Origin of the sequence: Flavobacterium sp. SM15 (assembly GCF_022012335.1) — a bacterium.
GTDB lineage: Bacteria > Bacteroidota > Bacteroidia > Flavobacteriales > Flavobacteriaceae > Flavobacterium.
The window spans coordinates 238,391-255,724 of record NZ_JAKLTO010000005.1 but is presented as its reverse complement, the minus strand read 5'-3'; the positions used below and the strand labels follow the sequence as shown (position 1 = coordinate 255,724).

General features: G+C 36.0%; 18 protein-coding genes. 13 read left to right on the top strand and 5 right to left on the bottom strand.

The annotated features are described in order from the left end of the window. The first annotated feature begins 198 nt into the window (after window positions 1-198). The 3 genes from LZZ90_RS10635 to LZZ90_RS10625 all read left to right on the top strand — a co-directional run bounded on the left by LZZ90_RS10635 (window position 199) and on the right by LZZ90_RS10625 (window position 5,263). Entirely contained in the window at window positions 199-840 is a 642-nt protein-coding gene (locus LZZ90_RS10635; protein WP_237790679.1) for a hypothetical protein, read from the top strand. 127 nt (window positions 841-967) lie between these two features. Further along, on the top strand, window positions 968-3,457 hold the full coding sequence (locus LZZ90_RS10630; protein ID WP_237790678.1) for a PIG-L family deacetylase: 2,490 nt from the start codon (window positions 968-970) through the stop codon (window positions 3,455-3,457). A gap of 123 nt (window positions 3,458-3,580) precedes the next feature. After that, window positions 3,581-5,263, top strand: coding sequence for a sodium:solute symporter (locus LZZ90_RS10625; protein WP_237790677.1), 1,683 nt, complete (start codon window positions 3,581-3,583; stop codon window positions 5,261-5,263). Between the two features lie 49 nt (window positions 5,264-5,312). On the opposite strand, the gene LZZ90_RS10620 is transcribed toward LZZ90_RS10625, so the two are convergent. Next, window positions 5,313-6,164: a DUF2911 domain-containing protein gene (locus LZZ90_RS10620; RefSeq protein ID WP_237790676.1), complete on the bottom strand. Its 852-nt coding sequence runs from the start codon at window positions 6,162-6,164 to the stop codon at window positions 5,313-5,315. Window positions 6,165-6,302: 138 nt separating this feature from the next. Here LZZ90_RS10620 and LZZ90_RS10615 point away from each other — a divergent pair, with 138 nt between their 5' ends. Further along, on the top strand, window positions 6,303-6,758 hold the full coding sequence (locus LZZ90_RS10615; RefSeq protein WP_237790675.1) for an SRPBCC family protein: 456 nt from the start codon (window positions 6,303-6,305) through the stop codon (window positions 6,756-6,758). 9 nt (window positions 6,759-6,767) lie between these two features. Beyond that, window positions 6,768-8,063, top strand: a complete 1,296-nt coding sequence (locus LZZ90_RS10610; RefSeq protein WP_237790674.1) for a deoxyribodipyrimidine photo-lyase — start codon at window positions 6,768-6,770, stop codon at window positions 8,061-8,063. On the opposite strand, the gene LZZ90_RS10605 is transcribed toward LZZ90_RS10610, so the two are convergent. Both LZZ90_RS10605 and LZZ90_RS10600 read right to left on the bottom strand, forming a co-directional pair. Then, the gene (locus LZZ90_RS10605) at window positions 8,055-8,801 is read right to left on the bottom strand and encodes a DUF3667 domain-containing protein (protein WP_237790673.1); all 747 of its coding nucleotides are present in this window, start codon (window positions 8,799-8,801) and stop codon (window positions 8,055-8,057) included. The genes LZZ90_RS10610 and LZZ90_RS10605 overlap by 9 nt on opposite strands. A gap of 21 nt (window positions 8,802-8,822) precedes the next feature. Then, a complete protein-coding gene (locus LZZ90_RS10600; RefSeq protein WP_237790672.1) occupies window positions 8,823-9,488 on the bottom strand; it encodes an HAD family phosphatase in 666 nt (221 codons plus the stop codon). A gap of 277 nt (window positions 9,489-9,765) precedes the next feature. Here LZZ90_RS10600 and LZZ90_RS10595 point away from each other — a divergent pair, with 277 nt between their 5' ends. The 4 genes from LZZ90_RS10595 (at window position 9,766) to LZZ90_RS10580 (ending at window position 11,954) form a co-directional block, all read left to right on the top strand. Further along, on the top strand, window positions 9,766-10,308 hold the full coding sequence (locus tag LZZ90_RS10595; protein ID WP_237790671.1) for an RNA polymerase sigma factor: 543 nt from the start codon (window positions 9,766-9,768) through the stop codon (window positions 10,306-10,308). Between the two features lie 30 nt (window positions 10,309-10,338). Then, complete coding sequence (locus LZZ90_RS10590; RefSeq protein ID WP_237790670.1) at window positions 10,339-10,713, top strand: hypothetical protein; 375 nt, start codon at window positions 10,339-10,341, stop codon at window positions 10,711-10,713. A gap of 7 nt (window positions 10,714-10,720) precedes the next feature. After that, a complete protein-coding gene (locus tag LZZ90_RS10585; protein ID WP_237790669.1) occupies window positions 10,721-11,167 on the top strand; it encodes a sensor of ECF-type sigma factor in 447 nt (148 codons plus the stop codon). Window positions 11,168-11,333: 166 nt separating this feature from the next. Beyond that, window positions 11,334-11,954 (top strand): PAS domain-containing protein, encoded by a 621-nt coding sequence (locus LZZ90_RS10580; protein WP_237790668.1) that lies wholly within the window; start codon window positions 11,334-11,336, stop codon window positions 11,952-11,954. Window positions 11,955-11,988: 34 nt separating this feature from the next. Here the strand turns inward: LZZ90_RS10580 and LZZ90_RS10575 are convergent, their stop codons facing one another. Both LZZ90_RS10575 and LZZ90_RS10570 read right to left on the bottom strand, forming a co-directional pair. Next, a complete protein-coding gene (locus tag LZZ90_RS10575; protein WP_237790667.1) occupies window positions 11,989-13,083 on the bottom strand; it encodes an oxidoreductase in 1,095 nt (364 codons plus the stop codon). 38 nt (window positions 13,084-13,121) lie between these two features. After that, on the bottom strand, window positions 13,122-13,481 hold the full coding sequence (locus LZZ90_RS10570; protein ID WP_237790666.1) for a DUF983 domain-containing protein: 360 nt from the start codon (window positions 13,479-13,481) through the stop codon (window positions 13,122-13,124). Between the two features lie 100 nt (window positions 13,482-13,581). Here LZZ90_RS10570 and LZZ90_RS10565 point away from each other — a divergent pair, with 100 nt between their 5' ends. The 4 genes from LZZ90_RS10565 (at window position 13,582) to LZZ90_RS10550 (ending at window position 17,323) form a co-directional block, all read left to right on the top strand. Further along, window positions 13,582-14,457 (top strand): AraC family transcriptional regulator, encoded by an 876-nt coding sequence (locus LZZ90_RS10565; RefSeq protein WP_237790665.1) that lies wholly within the window; start codon window positions 13,582-13,584, stop codon window positions 14,455-14,457. 51 nt (window positions 14,458-14,508) lie between these two features. Further along, complete coding sequence (locus LZZ90_RS10560) at window positions 14,509-15,723, top strand: RsmB/NOP family class I SAM-dependent RNA methyltransferase (RefSeq protein WP_237790664.1); 1,215 nt, start codon at window positions 14,509-14,511, stop codon at window positions 15,721-15,723. Window positions 15,724-15,735: 12 nt separating this feature from the next. Then, window positions 15,736-16,818 carry an endonuclease gene (locus LZZ90_RS10555; RefSeq protein ID WP_237790663.1) on the top strand — a complete coding sequence of 361 codons (1,083 nt, stop codon included), beginning with the start codon at window positions 15,736-15,738 and terminating at the stop codon, window positions 16,816-16,818. 118 nt (window positions 16,819-16,936) lie between these two features. Further along, the gene (locus LZZ90_RS10550; protein WP_237790662.1) at window positions 16,937-17,323 is read left to right on the top strand and encodes a hypothetical protein; all 387 of its coding nucleotides are present in this window, start codon (window positions 16,937-16,939) and stop codon (window positions 17,321-17,323) included. The last annotated feature ends 11 nt before the right edge of the window (window positions 17,324-17,334 follow it).

The window sequence follows — 17,334 nt, the reverse complement described above, 5'->3', positions numbered from 1 at the left end:
AATAATTATAAAAAAGCAAGGTTTTACAGCCTTGCTTTTTTATTTTTTTTTAAATTAAAAATCCTAGTAAAACCAACACTTTCAGACAAAAAATTAAAATCAATTTCAGTATTTTATTCCTCAAAAAACAAGTTTTGGCACGGTAGTTGGAATTAGTCTAACATCAAACGAATATTGATTTATTTAAAATATAAAATTATGAAAGCTATTAGATTTTTACTTGCAGGATTTTTGTTCATGACGTTAAGCTCTCAGGCACAAGTTTCGGTTAATGTTAATATCGGTGCTCCACCGGTTTGGGGTCCGGTTGGATATGCACCTGAAATCAGATACTACTACCTTCCGGATATTGAAGTGTACTACGATATTCCAACCTCAATGTTTATTTATTTTGATGGTGGCGGATGGATTAGAGCGGCCTATTTGCCTTACAGATACAGACATTATGATTTGTATGGAGCCTATAAAGTATGTTTAGATGATTACGGACCAAATCCATACATTTATTACAAAAAGCATAAAGTAAAATACTACCATGGTTACCGAGGTGGTTATCAAAGATCAATCGGACCTAGACCACAAGTAGTATACAACGGACCTAGAGGCGGTTATTACAGAGACCGTGATGACAATGATAGAAACGACGACAGAAACTATTATAGAAGAGAAGAAAGACGAAACGATAACTACAGAAACGATAATTACAGAAACGATTATCGTCAGAATAATGAATTTCGTGGCGGGCGCGACAATGGAAATGGTAATGGTCATGAGCCAGGACGCGGTCACGGAAATGGAAACGGAAACGGTCGAGGACACGGAAACGGAAAAAGAGGGTAACCTAACCCAATTAATTTAAATAAAGGCAAGGGCTGTGAAGTTCTTGCCTTTTTTTAATTTCCTGTTAAATATCTTTACCAGCGCTCGGTTTTCACTATATTTGAAAGACCTGAATAACATTACATTTATGAAGAAGTATTACTTACTTTTATCTACCATTTTATTGCTTCTGACCCAATCCATTTTTGCGCAACAACCTCAAAAATGGAATGCTACCGATATCTATAATCAGATTGAAAAACTGAACTTTTTAGGCTCAGTGCTTTATATAGCAGCACATCCGGACGATGAAAACACCAAACTCATCTCCTATTTATCAAATGAAACCAAAGCAAGGACTGGTTATTTATCGTTAACTCGCGGTGACGGCGGCCAGAACCTCATCGGAACAGAATTAAAAGAATTGCTTGGCGTTTTAAGAACTCAGGAACTTTTAGCGGCCAGAAGAATCGACGGCGGTGAACAGTTTTTTTCCCGCGCTTACGACTTCGGCTATTCCAAAGAACCAGAGGAAACTTTTGAAATCTGGAACAAACAAGAAGTTTTAAGCGACGTAATCTTAACCATTCGAAAATTCAAACCGGACGTTATCATTAATCGTTTTAATCACAGAACACCTGGAACTACACATGGTCATCACACTGCTTCCGCAATGTTAAGTGTAGAAGCTTTTGACAAAACAAACGATGCTTCGGTATTTCCAGAACAGTTAAAATCAACAAGCACTTGGCAGCCAAAACGTTTGTTTTTCAATACTTCATGGTGGTTTTATGGTAGTGAAGAAAATTTCAAAAAAGCAGACAAAACCAACTTATTCAACATCAATACCGGAGTTTATTATCCTTTAAAAGGAAAAAGCAACGGGGAAATTGCCGCTTTAAGCAGAAGTCAGCATCAATGCCAAGGTTTTGGAAGTACAGGAACAAGAGGCAATGAAACCGAATATCTCGAATTTTTAAAAGGCGATTTCCCGAAAGACAAAACCAATATTTTTGAAGGCATCAACACCACCTGGTCACGTGTTAAAGGCGGTGAAGCAATCGGTAAAATTTTATACGATGTTCAAAACAACTTCAACTTTAAAAATCCTGAAGTACATCTAACCAAACTGGTTGAAGCTTATAAATTAGTCAACCAACTCGAAGACGAACACTGGAGAACTTTGAAAAAGCAAGAACTTGAAAACATTATTGTCGCTTGTTGCGGTTTGTATTTGGAAGGTGTTGCGTCCATTCAAAACACAAATCCAAATGGGGAAATTACTCTTAAAATTGAAGCGACCAATAGAAGTAATGAGCCAATTGAAATAGCTTCTGTAGATTTCTTAAACACCAAAATCCTGGAAAACAAAAAACTGGAAAATAACGTTGCCTTTAAGGTTGAAAAAAACATTACTGTTCCAAATACGAGCTCCTTCTCCTCTCCTTATTGGCTGAACGAGAAAGGGACTTTAGGTTTGTTTTCCGTAAACGATAAAAACCAAATAGGAAAACCGGAATCGGATTATTTAAAATTACGTTGGAAACTAAACATTTGCGATACGACATTCGACATCTATAAGAACATCGTTTATAAATTTAATGATGCCGTAAAAGGGGAACTCTACCAGCCTTTTGCAGTTTTACCTGAAGTTACAACGGAAATTTTAAACAAAGTCGAGTTATTTCCGAACAACCGAAAGCACAAAATATCCGTAAAAATAAGAGCCGGAAAAGACAATTGTAAAGGCGATGTTCTTCTGGATTTACCCGCCGACTGGAAAGTTTATCCAAAGAGTATTCCGTTTGAACTAGCTCAAAAAGGAAGTGAAAAAACCGTTTCTTTTGAAGTAACGCCACCTTATTATGCCACAGAAGCTATTGCAAAAAGCATTGCTATAATAGACAACGTCCGTTTTGATAAAAAACTGGTTACTATTGATTATCCGCATATTCCATTGCAACAGGTTTTATTGCCATCGGAGGCAAAATTCAACAAAATTGAAATTGAAACCCGTGGAAGCAATATCGGTTATGTAATGGGCGCTGGTGATGAAATCCCGGAGAGTTTACGCCAAATGGATTACAACGTAACGGTAATTGCTCCTGAGAAAATTACAGCGGAAAGCCTTTTAGAGTATGATGCCATAATTATGGGAATCCGCGCCTACAACACGGTTGATCTGTTAAAATTCAAACAGAAAATCTTGCTGGATTATGTAAAAAACGGTGGAACAATGATCGTGCAATACAATACCACCGGAAAATTAGTAACACCAGATCTTGCTCCTTACGATTTACAAATTTCACAAGATCGTGTTACGGAAGAAACCGCAGAAGTGACTTTTCTAGACCCTAAACACACAGTTTTGAATTATCCGAACAAAATCACCAACAAAGATTTTGAGTGTTGGATACAGGAACAGGGACTCAATTATCCAAACAAATGGGCAAAAGAATTTACCCCGATTCTTGCCTCAAATGATAAAGGCGAAACAGCTAAACAAGGAGCTTTATTAGTATCAAAATACGGGAAAGGGCATTATATTTATACTGGATTGAGTTTCTTTAGAGAATTGCCTGAAGGTGTTCCCGGAGCTTTTCGATTAATGGCCAACCTTATCGCAATAGGCAAATAATTTATTAACCGAACTATGAAAGAACAGGAATTTAAGTGGAAAAAAAGTTACACCATTGTATTGTTACTCAATGCGTTCTACATTTTATTGTTCTATTTTTTAATGCAAATGTATTCGTAACCTATGCAAACAATTGATTGGATCGTACTTTCGGTAACTCTTTTATTCATAGTAATTTACGGATCATTAAAAACAAGAGGAAGCAAAAACGTAGAAGAATTTATTTTAGGGAACAACGAAACCCCTTGGTGGACAGTTGGTTTATCGGTAATGGCAACACAAGCCAGCGCGATTACCTTTCTTTCTACCCCAGGACAGGCCTATCACGACGGTATGGGATTTGTTCAGTTTTACTTTGGTTTACCTATTGCCATGGTGGTCATCTGTATCACCTTCATCCCGATTTATCACAAACTCAGAGTTTTTACGGCCTATGAATTTTTAGAACAGCGTTTTGATGTTAAAACTCGTTCACTTGCTTCAATATTATTCTTGGTACAAAGAGGATTAGGAACCGGTCTTACTATTTATGCACCGGCTATCATTCTATCAGCCTTATTGGGATGGAACTTGACCTTTATGAACATTGCCATTGGAATTTTGGTAATCATTTATACATTTTCCGGTGGAACTAAAGCGGTAAACGTAACTCAAAAGCAACAGATGTTTGTAATCATGACCGGAATGTTCATCACGTTCTTTTTGATTTTAAGTTATTTACCGGAAGAATTGAGTTTCAGTAATGCCTTAGGAATTGCGGGTGCCAATGACAAAATGAACATCGTCGATTTCTCTTTTGATCCTGAAACCCGTTATACATTCTGGAGCGGAATTACCGGCGGATTCTTTTTAGCGCTTTCATATTTCGGTACCGATCAGTCTCAAGTTGGACGTTATTTGACAGGAAGATCAATTCGCGAAAGCCAAATGGGCTTGATCATGAACGGTATATTAAAAGTTCCGATGCAGTTTTTCATTTTGCTAACCGGTGTGATGGTTTTTGTGTTTTTTCAGTTTCATTCGTCTCCTTTGCATTTCAATCCGACCAACAATGCTTTGGCAAAAAAATCGGAATACAAAACCGAATATGAAAAACTCGAAAAAGAATTGGAATCGGTTCAAAACGAGAAAAAAGAAATCAGTATGCTTTATGTTGGTCAGTTAAATCAGGACTTTGACAACCCTATCCTACAGCAAAAAATGGTTTCACTATCTGGAAAAGAGAAAGATTTACGCGAACAGGCAAAAGAAATCATCAGTAAAGTAGATGCTAAAACAGAAACCAACGACAAAGATTATGTCTTTTTATATTTTATTCTGAATTTCCTACCAAAAGGTCTTATTGGTTTATTGTTGGCCGTTATTTTTTCGGCGGCAATGTCTTCTTCGGCTTCTGGATTGAATGCATTGGCATCTACTACAACCATCGACATTTACAAACGTAATTTAAGAGCTGATAAATCTGAAAAACACTTTGTTACCGCTACCAAACTTTTCACCTTAATGTGGGGAATAATCGCAATTTTGTTTGCCTGCGTTGGAACTTTGTTTGAGAACCTGATTCAATTGGTTAACATAGTAGGTTCCATCTTTTATGGTACTGTATTAGGGATCTTCTTGGTAGCATTTTATGTGAAGTTCGTAAAAGCACGTGCGGTATTTTGGAGTGCGGTTGTTTCACAGCTAACGATATTCTACATTTACTATTTAGATATTGTCAGCTTCTTGTGGCTTAACTTTATTGGGGCATTCCTTACCATTATTCTAGGAATCTTTTTTCAATCGTTCCTTAAAACCAAAGAATAAAAAAAGGCTGTCTCGATAAAAGACAGCCTTTTTAAATACTATTGACTACTTAAGATTTCTTATTCCATTCTGCAATAGAATCTTTGTTCATCTTTACATAATCCTGATTGTTCGCTTTTTCAGCTCCGGCTAAAGAAAGTTTAGCAGTTTCAATAGCTCCCATTTTATCTCCTTTTTTAGCTTGAATTAGAGATTTTAAACGTAAATACCAAAATGGAGTATCTGCGCCTTTCATTTCAACTGCTTTATTTACCCAAGTTAATGCTTTTCCTAAATCTCCATTAGATTGATATAAATATTGAGCAGAAGAAAAATAATCGTTTGCAGAAGGCCCAGCTAATGTAGTTTCGATGCTTTTTAAAGCTACTTTTTGCGTAGGAACTTCAAACTTAACAGGAATTAAAGTTTTTTCCCAAAGTAATTCCAAAACAGCATAATCATTGTCTACATTATTGATGTCGATTGTAAAGGTTTCCACTTTTCTGGAAATAGTTTCAGGTTTAACAGTTGTACGCAATGCCACGTTTGCTTCGTCCCAGTTTTCAGGATTTCCCCAATTGTCTGTGGTTGTGTAAAAAATCACTTCCCAGCTATCTGCTTTTGGCAATGTATATAGTGAGTACTTTCCTTTTTTTAAAGTCTTTCCACCAATAACAATGTCTTCGCTGAAAGAAATTGTAGTATTAGCGTTGGCTCCGGTTCTCCAAATCTTTCCGTAAGGAACCAATTCTCCAAAAACTGTTCTTCCTTTCATACTAGGACGTGAATAGTCAATTTCAACATTGGTTAAGCCTACCATTTGTTCTACTTTAGAACTAGGACTCGCCTGTGGGGTTTTCACCTGTGCCTGCATTGCCACTGTAGCAAACGCAAACGCAGCGGTAAGGATTATTTTTTTCATACTATGGTTTAGTTTTTATTTTATGCAAACGAAAATAACAAAAATTACATTTTTAAAATGTTAAGAATACCCTAAATAGAATTTCTTTACATAATATTTTCAAATAATTCCAAATAGTAAGTAATTTTACAAAAAAAGATGTTTGCAATTAAAGTAAGACAGCAGCTTCCTATTTCATTGGAAAAAGCCTGGGACTTTTTTTCCGATCCGAAAAATTTAAACACAATTACTCCGGATTCGATGAAATTCCAAACACTTTCCGGCGACGATAAAAAGATGTTTTCCGGTCAGATCATCCACTATAAAATAACTCCGTTTAAAGGAATTACAATGGAATGGGTAACCGAAATAACTCATGTAAAAGACCAGATTTTTTTTGTCGACGAACAACGCTTCGGCCCTTACAAATTCTGGCATCACAAGCATTTTTTCAAAGAAATTGATGGTGGAGTAGAAATAGAAGACATTGTTCATTATAAACTGCCTTTTGGTTTTTTGGGCAAACTGGTTCATCCGATTATTGTAAAACCAAAACTGAATGAAATTTTCAGTTACCGAAGAGCAAAACTTGAAGCACTTTTTGGAAAATATTAAAACATACCTATGACAATTTTTTGGTTCCGCCGTGATTTACGACTGGATGACAATACGGCCCTTTTTCATGCCCTAAATAATGATTCCGCAGTACTTCCTATTTTTATTTTTGATGAAAATATACTTTCTCAACTCGAGCCAGACGATTCCAGAGTTACTTTTATACACAATCAACTGGAAAAAATTCAACGCAGTTTAGAAGAAAAAGGGAAATCATTGGCTGTTTTTTATGGAAAACCTGAACTTGTTTTTAAGCAATTAATTTCTGAAAATAAAATTGTAACGGTTTACACTAACCATGATTATGAACCTTCAGCCAGAAAGCGTGATAAAGAAGTTTATAACTTATTAAAAGAGCATCAAATCGAATTTAAAACCTGTAAAGATCAGGTGGTATTTGAGAAAAATGATGTGGTCAAAGACGACGGTAGCCCGTATGTGGTTTTTACACCTTACTCTAAAAAATGGAAAGAGCAACTTTCTAAAACTAAACTTATCTCTTATCCCTCAGAGGAATTATTAGACAAAATCACAGTTCACCCCTACCCTTTTTTAAGTTTAAAGGATATTGGTTTTCAAACATCGGAAATTACTCCATTGCCTTTTAATATTTCAGAAGAACTAATTTCCAATTATCAAGCAACCCGAAATTATCCTTCCATAGCAGGAACTTCCATGCTTGGTATTTATTTACGTTTCGGGACTATTTCAATTAGAAAATTAGTACTTACGGCAAAAGAATTTAAAAACGAAACTTTCCTGAATGAACTTATCTGGCGTGAGTTTTTTATGCAAATTTTATGGCATTTTCCTCATACCATAAACCGAAGTTTCAAAGAAAAATACGATGCCGTTAAATGGAGTAATGATGAGGCTCTATTCGAAAAATGGTGCGATGGAAAAACCGGTTATCCTTTTGTGGATGCAGGAATGCGGGAACTTAACACTACCGGCCACATGCACAACCGCGTTCGGATGATTGTGGCGAGTTTTTTGTGCAAACATCTTTTGATTGACTGGCGTTGGGGCGAGGCGTATTTTGCCCAAAAATTATTGGATTACGAACAATCCAGCAATGTTGGTAACTGGCAATGGGCCGCAGGATCTGGTGTGGACGCCGCCCCTTATTTTCGAATATTCAATCCTACGGAACAGATTAAAAAATTCGATCCCGATTTAAAATACATCAAAAAATGGGTTCCGGAACTGGAAACTTCTTTATACCCAAAACCTATTGTAGACCATAAAGAAGCGCGAGAAAAATGCTTAAAAACATACAAATCTGCGTTAGACAATTTAACTTGAGGAATAAACTCCAAAAGCAAATATGATTACCAAAGTGCTCAATACTGAAATTAGAACCGAAACGATAACAGTTTTTACAAAAAGAAGGCTTTTATAGCGATAATAAAAGGAGAAAAACTGATAGTAGAACACAATTATATAAAGCAAAATCAGCAGTTGCAACCCAACATATAAAACACTTATCAAATCAATGTCTTTCACAAGAATACAACTCAGGTAAAACAAAAAAGTAAACAAATATTCAATTGCGGTACGGTACGAATTCAATACTAAATTTTCGGCGAAATTGAGTTTGCTTTTTCTGAAGAACAAAAAACTGAATATCGAATAAACTGGGATTGAAAGCAGAAGATAACCCTTTGGATATTTACTCTGGAATTGCTGAACTTCTGAAAAAACCCCTTGCCCATTTTTCTCATAAATTTGGGTAATATTGACCTCTGCAAAACGACTTACAAAAAAACAAAGCGTTACCAAAATGATCAATAACGTAAAATAACTGAAATGTTTGGCTCTTTTGCCTTGAATGTACTCTCTTATACTATGTCCGGGCCTTGTCAGCAACTCTTTCAAAGTATAGAAAAACCCCTTTTCCAAATGAAAAATTCCATGCAAAAATTCGGAAAAAACAACCTCTGAGAGGGAAAACCTATGCGTAGATGCCTTTTGCCCGCAGAGGCCGCAATAAGCAGACGCTACTTCCGAATTACATTGAAGACAATTAATCGGTTCACTCATAAGCCTTAGTTTTTCACTAAGTTATGCTTTTTTCTTAATGTTTAAAAGTGTTTCAAAGTCTATTTCACTGAAATCATGGATGATATGATCTGCCAAAGACAAATCCTGATGTTTAGAATTATCACTATTGTAACCTATACAAAAAATCTCTGCCGCTTTAGCTGCTTTGATTCCGTTAGTACTGTCTTCAATGATGATACAGTTTTCTTTCGGAGCTAAAGATAAAGAAGCAGCATGAAGAAAAATAGCCGGATCCGGTTTCGATTTTGGAAAATCTTCCCCGCTTACAATATGGGTAAAGAACTGATACAAGTCGAAACGTTTAAAAACGCGGTTAATAGTACTGTTTGATGCTGAGGAAGCCACAATAAGCTGCATTCCGTTTTGGTGCAGGTTCCGGATTAGTTTGTGAACGCCTTCAATTAATTCTAAATCGGGTTTGGTATCGAACGCTTCGTTAAACAAGTGACGTTTTCTCAAAACCAAATCTTCTACGTTATGATCAAGGTTGAACGTATCTTTTATTTTCTGAAAAACATTTTTAGTCGAATTTCCGGTAAAGGAAGCATACATTTTCTCAGGAACCTCTATTCCCAATTCGTCAAAATGTTGATGATAGGCAAACTTGTGAACAGGTTCTGTGTCTACAATTACCCCGTCCATGTCGAAAATTACTGTTTTGATCATTGTTGTTGTGTTGTAAAGCGGCAAAGGTACAAAGTTACCGGCTTATTTTAGTTAACAAAAAGAAAAATGGTTTCCTCTCCAGCCCTGATGGGAGCGGCACCTTGTAAAGCGTACAGCAGGAATTACCATTCCCGACACAAAACGACCTTTCGCTCCAAAAAATTTTTCTCTACTCCCTTTCCCTTCTCCCTCTTCCCATGTCTCTTTTCCCTATTATCTACACTCTAAATTAAACCTTTTCCATTATCTTTAGTCTTAACAATAAACCGAGATTCTCTTGCACAACGAAAAGGCTTTTATCGAAGAGTTGCTCAACCCAAAAACGCAAAACGAAGCGTTTGGGAAATTGGTGCGCGAATATCAAAAACCTTTATACAGTCACATTAGAAACATTGCTCTTAATCATGACGATACTAATGATATTCTGCAAAATACGTTTGTGAAAGTATTTCAAAACCTGAAGAATTTTAAAGGCGAGAGCAAACTTTTTTCGTGGATGTACCGCATAGCAACCAATGAAGCAATCACTTTTATTAATCAACGGGCAAAAAAACAAGGGATTTCAAGCGAAGAGCTTCAGGAGAAACTCGTAAATAATTTAGAAGCCGATGTGGATTATGATGGTGATGAAATCCAGTTGAAACTTCAAAAAGCCATTGCCACCTTGCCGGAAAAACAACAATTGGTCTTTAAGATGAAGTATTTTGAAGAATTGAAATATGAGGAACTATCGGAGATTTTAGATACTTCCGTTGGAGCGCTGAAGGCTTCTTATTTCCATGCAGTTAAAAAAATAGAAGAATTTTTAAATGAACATTAAACCTTTCGGGTGTAAATTTGTCCAATACATATGAAGAAGTTTGATTTACATAACGGCGAGAAAATCGAGAGCGGTTTTAAAATTCCCGATAATTATTTCGAGGATTTTGAAGCACGACTGATGGAGCAACTTCCTGAAAAAGAAGTAAACGTGATTTCTTTTTGGCAAAGAAAATCGGTTTGGATTTCAAGTGTTGCTGCGGTATTGGTTTTGTCTTTCGCTACCTGGATGTATTTGAAAAATGCTTCGGAAAACAGTTTATCCACACAGGAATACCTTGCTTACGACGCAGACATTTCCACAGAAGATATTGCCATGCATTTATCGGATGAAGACATTACCGCTGTGGAAAAATCCCTGAATTTATACCAGAAAGAATCTGAAACTTATGTTAACGAATATTAGAATTAAGATGAAAAAATTATTTGTATTTATTTTACTTTTTACTTCCATCTTTTCTTTTTCTCAAGACAAGGAAAAACGAATTGATCGTGTCAAAGCCTTGCGTGTGGCTTTTATTTCTGACCGTTTGGATTTAACCACAGACGAAGCGCAGAAATTCTGGCCGGTTTTTAATCAATATGATGAGCGTCAGCATGAATTGCGCAAACAAAAAAGACATCTGATGCACCAACTCAGACCGGAAAACACAATGGGTTTGTCAGAAAAAGAAACCGCTGCTTTAATGACCCAAGACGATAAACTGGAAGACGATATGCAGGAAAACAAACGAAAACTTGTAAAAGACTTACAAGGTGTTATCCCTACTCAAAAAATATTGTTGCTCAAGCAATTAGAAATAGAATTCAAAGAAAAACTATTGGAACAAATGCGTAACAGAAAATCACGCAAGCCTTAAACACTTTTCATTTTACTAAACCGGTTGCAAATTGTAACCGGTTTTTTTTTGCTTTAAACAAAGCTTTTATAATTAAGAACACCTGATTTTTGTCATATTTTATTGCTGTTTATTTGAATTTCTTTGCCCCATCAAAAACCTATTAATAATCAATATTTTTAATAAAATGGAAGTATTAGAAAGACCAACCCCGATCGACAAAGAAGTTTCCTGGGACAAAACCAAAACCATCATGAGCAAAACAGACCGTTTCGGCACCATTGAATATGCCAACGAGGTTTTCATCGATGTTTCCGGATACGAAGATTACGAACTGATGTCGCAGCCTCATAACATTATTCGTCATCCCGACATGCCAAAAGTGATCTTTAAAGTGCTTTGGGACAATTTAAAAAAAGGAAACAATTACCATGCTATTGTAAAAAACATGGCCAAATCCGGTCGTTATTATTGGGTAATTACCGATTTCGATATTTCTAAAGACGAAAAAGGAAACATCGTTAATTATTTTGCCCGAAGAAAAGCCGTTCCGCAAGAAGTAATAACCAAACACATCGAGCCCTTATACAAAAGATTACTCCAAATTGAAGCCGCCAGCAGCATGGAAGCCAGTGAGAAATACCTGATCGGTTATCTGGAAGAACAAAACAAAACCTATGTAGATTTCATCATGGAGATCATGAGTGAGCATGAAAAATCCGTTGAACTTCAAAATGCGGCCGCCGCAGCTACCAATGAAGTTAAAACTGAAGACAAAAAAGGATTTTTTTCGAAATTCTTTGGTTAGTTAAGTTTTAGAAAGGTCGGTTATTCCGGCCTTTTTATTTGAATATAAATCTCAATATTTTTTTATTTCCGGCTGCAATTGCCGTTTTATTATCAATAAATCGAATGGTGAACAAATCTTTGCAATCGGCAATTTTAGCCCAGCTTTTTCCTTGATCAAAAGAATAATAAACTCCGGAAGCGCCAACACTAATGAGTTCCTTTCCATTGCTGTTCGGCACAAACTGTACACATGAACCATAACCGAAACCTTCATTTTCCGCTATTAAATTCCAGCTTTTTCCTCCATCGGTTGTAATGATTTTATTTCCGAAATTCTGCTGTGGTTTTTCATAATCACCTCCCGTTGCAAAACCAAGGCTCTCATCATAAAAATCTGCAGAAAAAATCCCTGTCATGGAACTCCCCTGAACAATTGGAGTTTCTGTAACGCTCCATGATTTGCCTTTATCTTCCGAATAAAAAACACGTGATTTCTTACCTCCGGAAACGATCCAGGTTTTAGTTCCTTTTATAATGATATTGGAATTACTGGCTGCAAAAAAAGCTTCACCCTCTGCAAGTTTGGGTAAGGTTTCACAACTGGTTTTAGTCCAGCTTTGACCACCATCTCTTGTAATAATCAAAGAAAAACAGCCCTCGGTAGGATCTCCAACAGCAAGGCCTTCATTATCATTCCAAAACTGCATGGAATCGTAAAAAACCTTCTCACCTTTTTCCTGATACACCAATTGGGTTTCTTTTCCGTCTTTGGAAATTCGGTACAAAAGACCCGGATTGGCAACACTTAACACGAAAATATTGTCTTTCGCTTGAGCAATACTTCGAAATTCTAGTTTAAGCGAATCTTTTACAATGTTCCCGACGAAATGCTTACCATTTTTCAAATCAAGATTTCCGTAATTCCCGTTATTGGCTGCATACCAGATCTTTCCTCCATCAATAGTTAATCCACGGATGCTTAACTTCTCCTGCAACAAAGTGTCTATGGTTACGGATGTAAAACTAGGTTTTACAACTTCAATTGCCGTGTTGTTTTTAACTTCTTCCGTTTTTGGCGTTTCGGAAACCGATTTCACACCACAGGAAAAGCAAAACAAAGTGATCCCGGTAACTACGATTTTTCTCATTCGCTAAGAATTTATAGAGCGAATGTACAAATTAGAAATCAGATTTTTTTGTCTTTTCCGTCAAGCAGGTAAATCCATAACATTCTGGAAAACCTAAAATTAAATGTGCTCATAATCAAAGAAAGAAAAGCAATCATAATTACAATAGTCAAATAGCTTTCAACAAACTGATTTACAATAAGAAAGAAAACTACCATTTCAGCCACTGCAACAGCATAACTCACAAACATAGATCCGAAAAAATAACCCGGTTCTTTTTCAAATTTGTGATGACAATGTGAACAGCTTGTGTTCATTTTCGGCATTCGAAGCAAAAAGATGTTTCCTTTTTCAGCAAACACTTTTCCTTTTTCACATTTAGGACATTTTTCACCTAGAATATTCATTAAAACTGACATAACTTATTTTTTATACAAATTTCGTTAGTTTTCATTTATCAGCTACAAACAAATTACACAAATATTTGTACTTTTAAGACATATTTCATCTTTACAGACAATGAAAAAAATTACCATTTTAGATATTCAGCAATTTGAAACCACAGAAAAAAGAAAGGAATTTTATACCAATACTATAGAAAATCATTTAATTACCAGCCATAAAAACATTCACAAACCTCACAAACACAACTTTTATTTAACTGTACTTTTCACTCATGGAAAAGGAATTCACGAAATTGATTTCATAAAGTACGATGTACACCCCGGAAGTCTATTCTTTTTAAACCCTGGACAAATGCATCATTGGGAATTATCAGAGGATATTCAAGGATTTATTTTTTTTCACACGCAATTGTTTTTCGATTTACATTTCACTAAAAATCCCGTTACTAATTTTCCTTTTTTCAGCAGCGTGCAAAATTCGCCTGTCTTGTATCTGGAAACTACTGATTTAGATTATTTTCAACTTCTTTTTAAGGAAATATTTAAGGAAAACCAAACGGAAAGCCTGATGAAATCTCAAAAAATAACATCCTTAATGAATCTCATCTATATTGAAAGTACAAGGTATTACATTGAAAAGAACGAAACTGAAGTTATCAAACAAAACGCCTATTCCCATAAGTTTCAGGAATTTGAAGCTTTAGTCGAAGAACATTATAAAACCGAAAAATCTGCTTCACAATATGCAGATTGGCTTAACATATCGCCCAAACATCTTAACAGGATCAATCAGGAAATGGTTGGAAAAACCACCACAGACATTATATTGGAACGGGTCTTTTTAGAAGCAAAACGCGAACTTATCACTCAAAAATTCAGTTTTAATGAAATTGCCGATGATTTAGGTTATGAGGACTATGCCTATTTTTCAAGACTTTTCCGAAAAAAATGCGGAGAAACACCTTCTTCTTTTATAAATAAGTACAGATAAGCTGTTTAACAAGATAATTTACTTACCTTTGCAGGCTTATTTTTTTGCACAATGAGATTACACAGAAATTTAGTTTTTACCGTTATTGATTCGCTTATGGCGATTTTCAATGAAGGACAATATGCCGATAAAGTGGTAGCTTTAGCTTTGAAAAAAGACAAACGCTGGGGAAGCCACGATAGAAAATTCGTAGCCGAAACCATTTACGAAATCGTTCGTTGGAAGCGTTTATATGCTGAAATTGCAGAAGTTAAAGAACCTTACGACCGCGACAACATCTGGAGAATGTTTGCCGTTTGGGCCGTTTTACGCGGTTATACCCTACCCGATTGGAAATATTTTGAAAACACACCTGCGCGTAAAATCAAAGGCCGTTTTGACGAACTTTCTAAAATCAGAAAGTACCGTGAATCTATTCCGGACTGGATGGACGAATTAGGTGTTAAGGAATTAGGTGAAGAACTTTGGAACAAAGAAATTGCAGCTCAAAACGAACAGGCAAGAGTAATTTTACGTGTTAATCGACTAAAAACAACAAAAGAAAAATTGCGCGCGATTTTGATGGATTTAGACATTGAAACCGAATTCGACTCTAAATATGAAGACGCTTTAATTCTTAAAGAAAGAGCCAATGTATTTTTAACTCAGGCTTTTAAAGACGGTTTGTTTGAGGTTCAGGATGCTTCTTCTCAGTTAGTGGCGCCTTTCCTTGAAGTAAAACCGGGAATGCGCGTTGTGGATACTTGTGCAGGTGCAGGCGGAAAAACACTTCACATGGCTTCGTTAATGGATAACAAAGGGCAGCTAATTGCAATGGATTTGTATGAAAGCAAATTAAACCAATTAAAATTACGTGCCAGAAGAAACGGAGTTCACAACATCGAACCACGTGTTATTGAAGGAACAAAAACCATTAAAAAATTACACGAAAAAGCTGATCGTGTTTTAATTGATGCTCCTTGTAGCGGATTAGGAGTTTTAAAAAGAAACCCTGACAGCAAATGGAAATTACAGCCGGAATTCATCGAAAACATCAAAAAAGTTCAGGCTGAAGTTTTGGAAAATTATTCTAAAATTGTGAAGCCTGGCGGAAAGATGGTTTATGCTACTTGCTCAGTCTTACCTTCTGAAAATCAGGAACAAATTAAGAAATTCTTAAGTTCTGAAAGCGGAAAAAACTTTACCTTTGTCAAAGACATAAAAGTGCTTGCATCCGAATCAGGATTTGATGGTTTCTACATGGCGTTATTAGAAAGAAAACAATAAATTAATCCCAAAATGAAAAAAATCTACAATTTATTATTCCTATTTACATTTACGCTTGGCTTAGCTCAAGCTGGCGCGCCTGCGTCACCCTATTACAACGGTTTTAACTGGACACTTACCGGTACCGCTTTAAAAGATGCTCTTGCTACAAAAATCACCACCACACATACTAAATTTCTTTCATACACGCCTGGCGTGTGGGAGGCTTTAAAGGTTGTTGATACAGATCCGAACAATGCTAACAATGTATTGCTTGTTTACGGTTGGGAAAACGGAACAGATGCAGATGTAACCAACGATTTGTCCCGAAGCAAAAGCAGCAACGGAGGTGCAGTAGGAGATTGGAACAGAGAACACACTTATGCCCAATCTGTTGGTACTCCTGATTTAGGAACTTCAGGCGCAGGATCTGATGCTCATCATTTAAGAGCCGCAGACGTACAAAGAAACGGAACCAGAGGAAACAGACTTTTTACAACCGGAACTGGAAATTCTGGAGCTGTAGGAGCATATTGGTATCCAGGTGATCAGTGGAAAGGTGATATTGCCCGTATGATGATGTATATGTATTTAAGATATGGTTCACAATGCCTTCCTAAAAATATTGGTGTTGGAACAATCGTTAGTTCAGATTCGAACATGATTGATCTTTTCTTACAATGGAATGCGGAAGATCCGGTATCCCAGTTTGAAGACAACCGAAATACGTATTTAGGAAATACCTCAAACACTTATGGACAAGGAAACAGAAACCCATTTATTGACAATCCTTATTTAGCTACCCGTATTTGGGGAGGTATTGCTGCAGAAAACAGATGGCCTACAGTTTTCCTATCTACAACATCTTTCGATGCTTTGGCTAATGTATCGGTTTACCCGAACCCTTCAAATGATCACAGAATCAACATTAACTCAGAGGTGGAATTAGATGAAATCCAATTAATAAACATTAACGGACAGGTAATTCAGTACATTAAAAAACCGAATCGAGTTCAGGAAGTATACACCATTGAAAACCTTCCTCAAGGGTTTTATTTTGTAAAACTTTCAACTTCAGACAATCAAACTTCAACCAAAAAAATATTGATTAATTAATAGTTTATCCAAGATTTACGCTTAACGCTTAAATCCTATATTATAAGCCACGATTTCACCTTACTCATTAAAAGTAAAATTTGTGAAATCGTGGTTTTTTATTTCATAGAATTGAATCATGAAACGCATTGCAAACATAGGCATACTCTTCACCTCCTTATTAGGTTATATGGAATGGGGAAAGGGGCAAAATTCGTTTATTTATGAAATTGAATACGAGTTGTTTTTCAAAAAACCGCATTTAATAGAAAATTTAACCCACCCAATACTATTAGCCAGTCTTAGCGGGCAGATTTTGATCATCTATTGTATTGTAAAAAACAAAAAAACAGCTAAATCCAACATAGTCGGAATGATTTTATTGAGTTTAATCATGTTGCTCATCCTTTTGGCAGGGGCATTATCATCAAATGCAAAGATGATTTTTTCAACCTTTCCTTTTTTAATATTTTCAGCGATACTAATTATCTGTATAAAAAAAGAGAGGTTCAAAACCTCTCTCTAATCTATAAGATC

Excerpts from the sequence above, each read along its gene's own strand:
- LZZ90_RS10590 (WP_237790670.1), top strand. The coding sequence starts at position 10,339 with ATGAAGAAGTTTGATTTACATAACGGCGAGAAAATCGAGAGCGGTTTT.
- LZZ90_RS10565 (WP_237790665.1), top strand. The coding sequence starts at position 13,582 with ATGAAAAAAATTACCATTTTAGATATTCAGCAATTTGAAACCACAGAA.
- LZZ90_RS10630 (WP_237790678.1), top strand. The coding sequence starts at position 968 with ATGAAGAAGTATTACTTACTTTTATCTACCATTTTATTGCTTCTGACC.
- LZZ90_RS10575 (WP_237790667.1), bottom strand. The coding sequence starts at position 13,083 with ATGAGAAAAATCGTAGTTACCGGGATCACTTTGTTTTGCTTTTCCTGT.
- LZZ90_RS10580 (WP_237790668.1), top strand. The coding sequence starts at position 11,334 with ATGGAAGTATTAGAAAGACCAACCCCGATCGACAAAGAAGTTTCCTGG.
- LZZ90_RS10585 (WP_237790669.1), top strand. The coding sequence starts at position 10,721 with ATGAAAAAATTATTTGTATTTATTTTACTTTTTACTTCCATCTTTTCT.
- LZZ90_RS10620 (WP_237790676.1), bottom strand. The coding sequence starts at position 6,164 with ATGAAAAAAATAATCCTTACCGCTGCGTTTGCGTTTGCTACAGTGGCA.
- LZZ90_RS10610 (WP_237790674.1), top strand. The coding sequence starts at position 6,768 with ATGACAATTTTTTGGTTCCGCCGTGATTTACGACTGGATGACAATACG.
- LZZ90_RS10550 (WP_237790662.1), top strand. The coding sequence starts at position 16,937 with ATGAAACGCATTGCAAACATAGGCATACTCTTCACCTCCTTATTAGGT.
- LZZ90_RS10635 (WP_237790679.1), top strand. The coding sequence starts at position 199 with ATGAAAGCTATTAGATTTTTACTTGCAGGATTTTTGTTCATGACGTTA.
- LZZ90_RS10555 (WP_237790663.1), top strand. The coding sequence starts at position 15,736 with ATGAAAAAAATCTACAATTTATTATTCCTATTTACATTTACGCTTGGC.
- LZZ90_RS10570 (WP_237790666.1), bottom strand. The coding sequence starts at position 13,481 with ATGTCAGTTTTAATGAATATTCTAGGTGAAAAATGTCCTAAATGTGAA.
- LZZ90_RS10600 (WP_237790672.1), bottom strand. The coding sequence starts at position 9,488 with ATGATCAAAACAGTAATTTTCGACATGGACGGGGTAATTGTAGACACA.
- LZZ90_RS10625 (WP_237790677.1), top strand. The coding sequence starts at position 3,581 with ATGCAAACAATTGATTGGATCGTACTTTCGGTAACTCTTTTATTCATA.
- LZZ90_RS10560 (WP_237790664.1), top strand. The coding sequence starts at position 14,509 with ATGAGATTACACAGAAATTTAGTTTTTACCGTTATTGATTCGCTTATG.
- LZZ90_RS10605 (WP_237790673.1), bottom strand. The coding sequence starts at position 8,801 with ATGAGTGAACCGATTAATTGTCTTCAATGTAATTCGGAAGTAGCGTCT.
- LZZ90_RS10615 (WP_237790675.1), top strand. The coding sequence starts at position 6,303 with ATGTTTGCAATTAAAGTAAGACAGCAGCTTCCTATTTCATTGGAAAAA.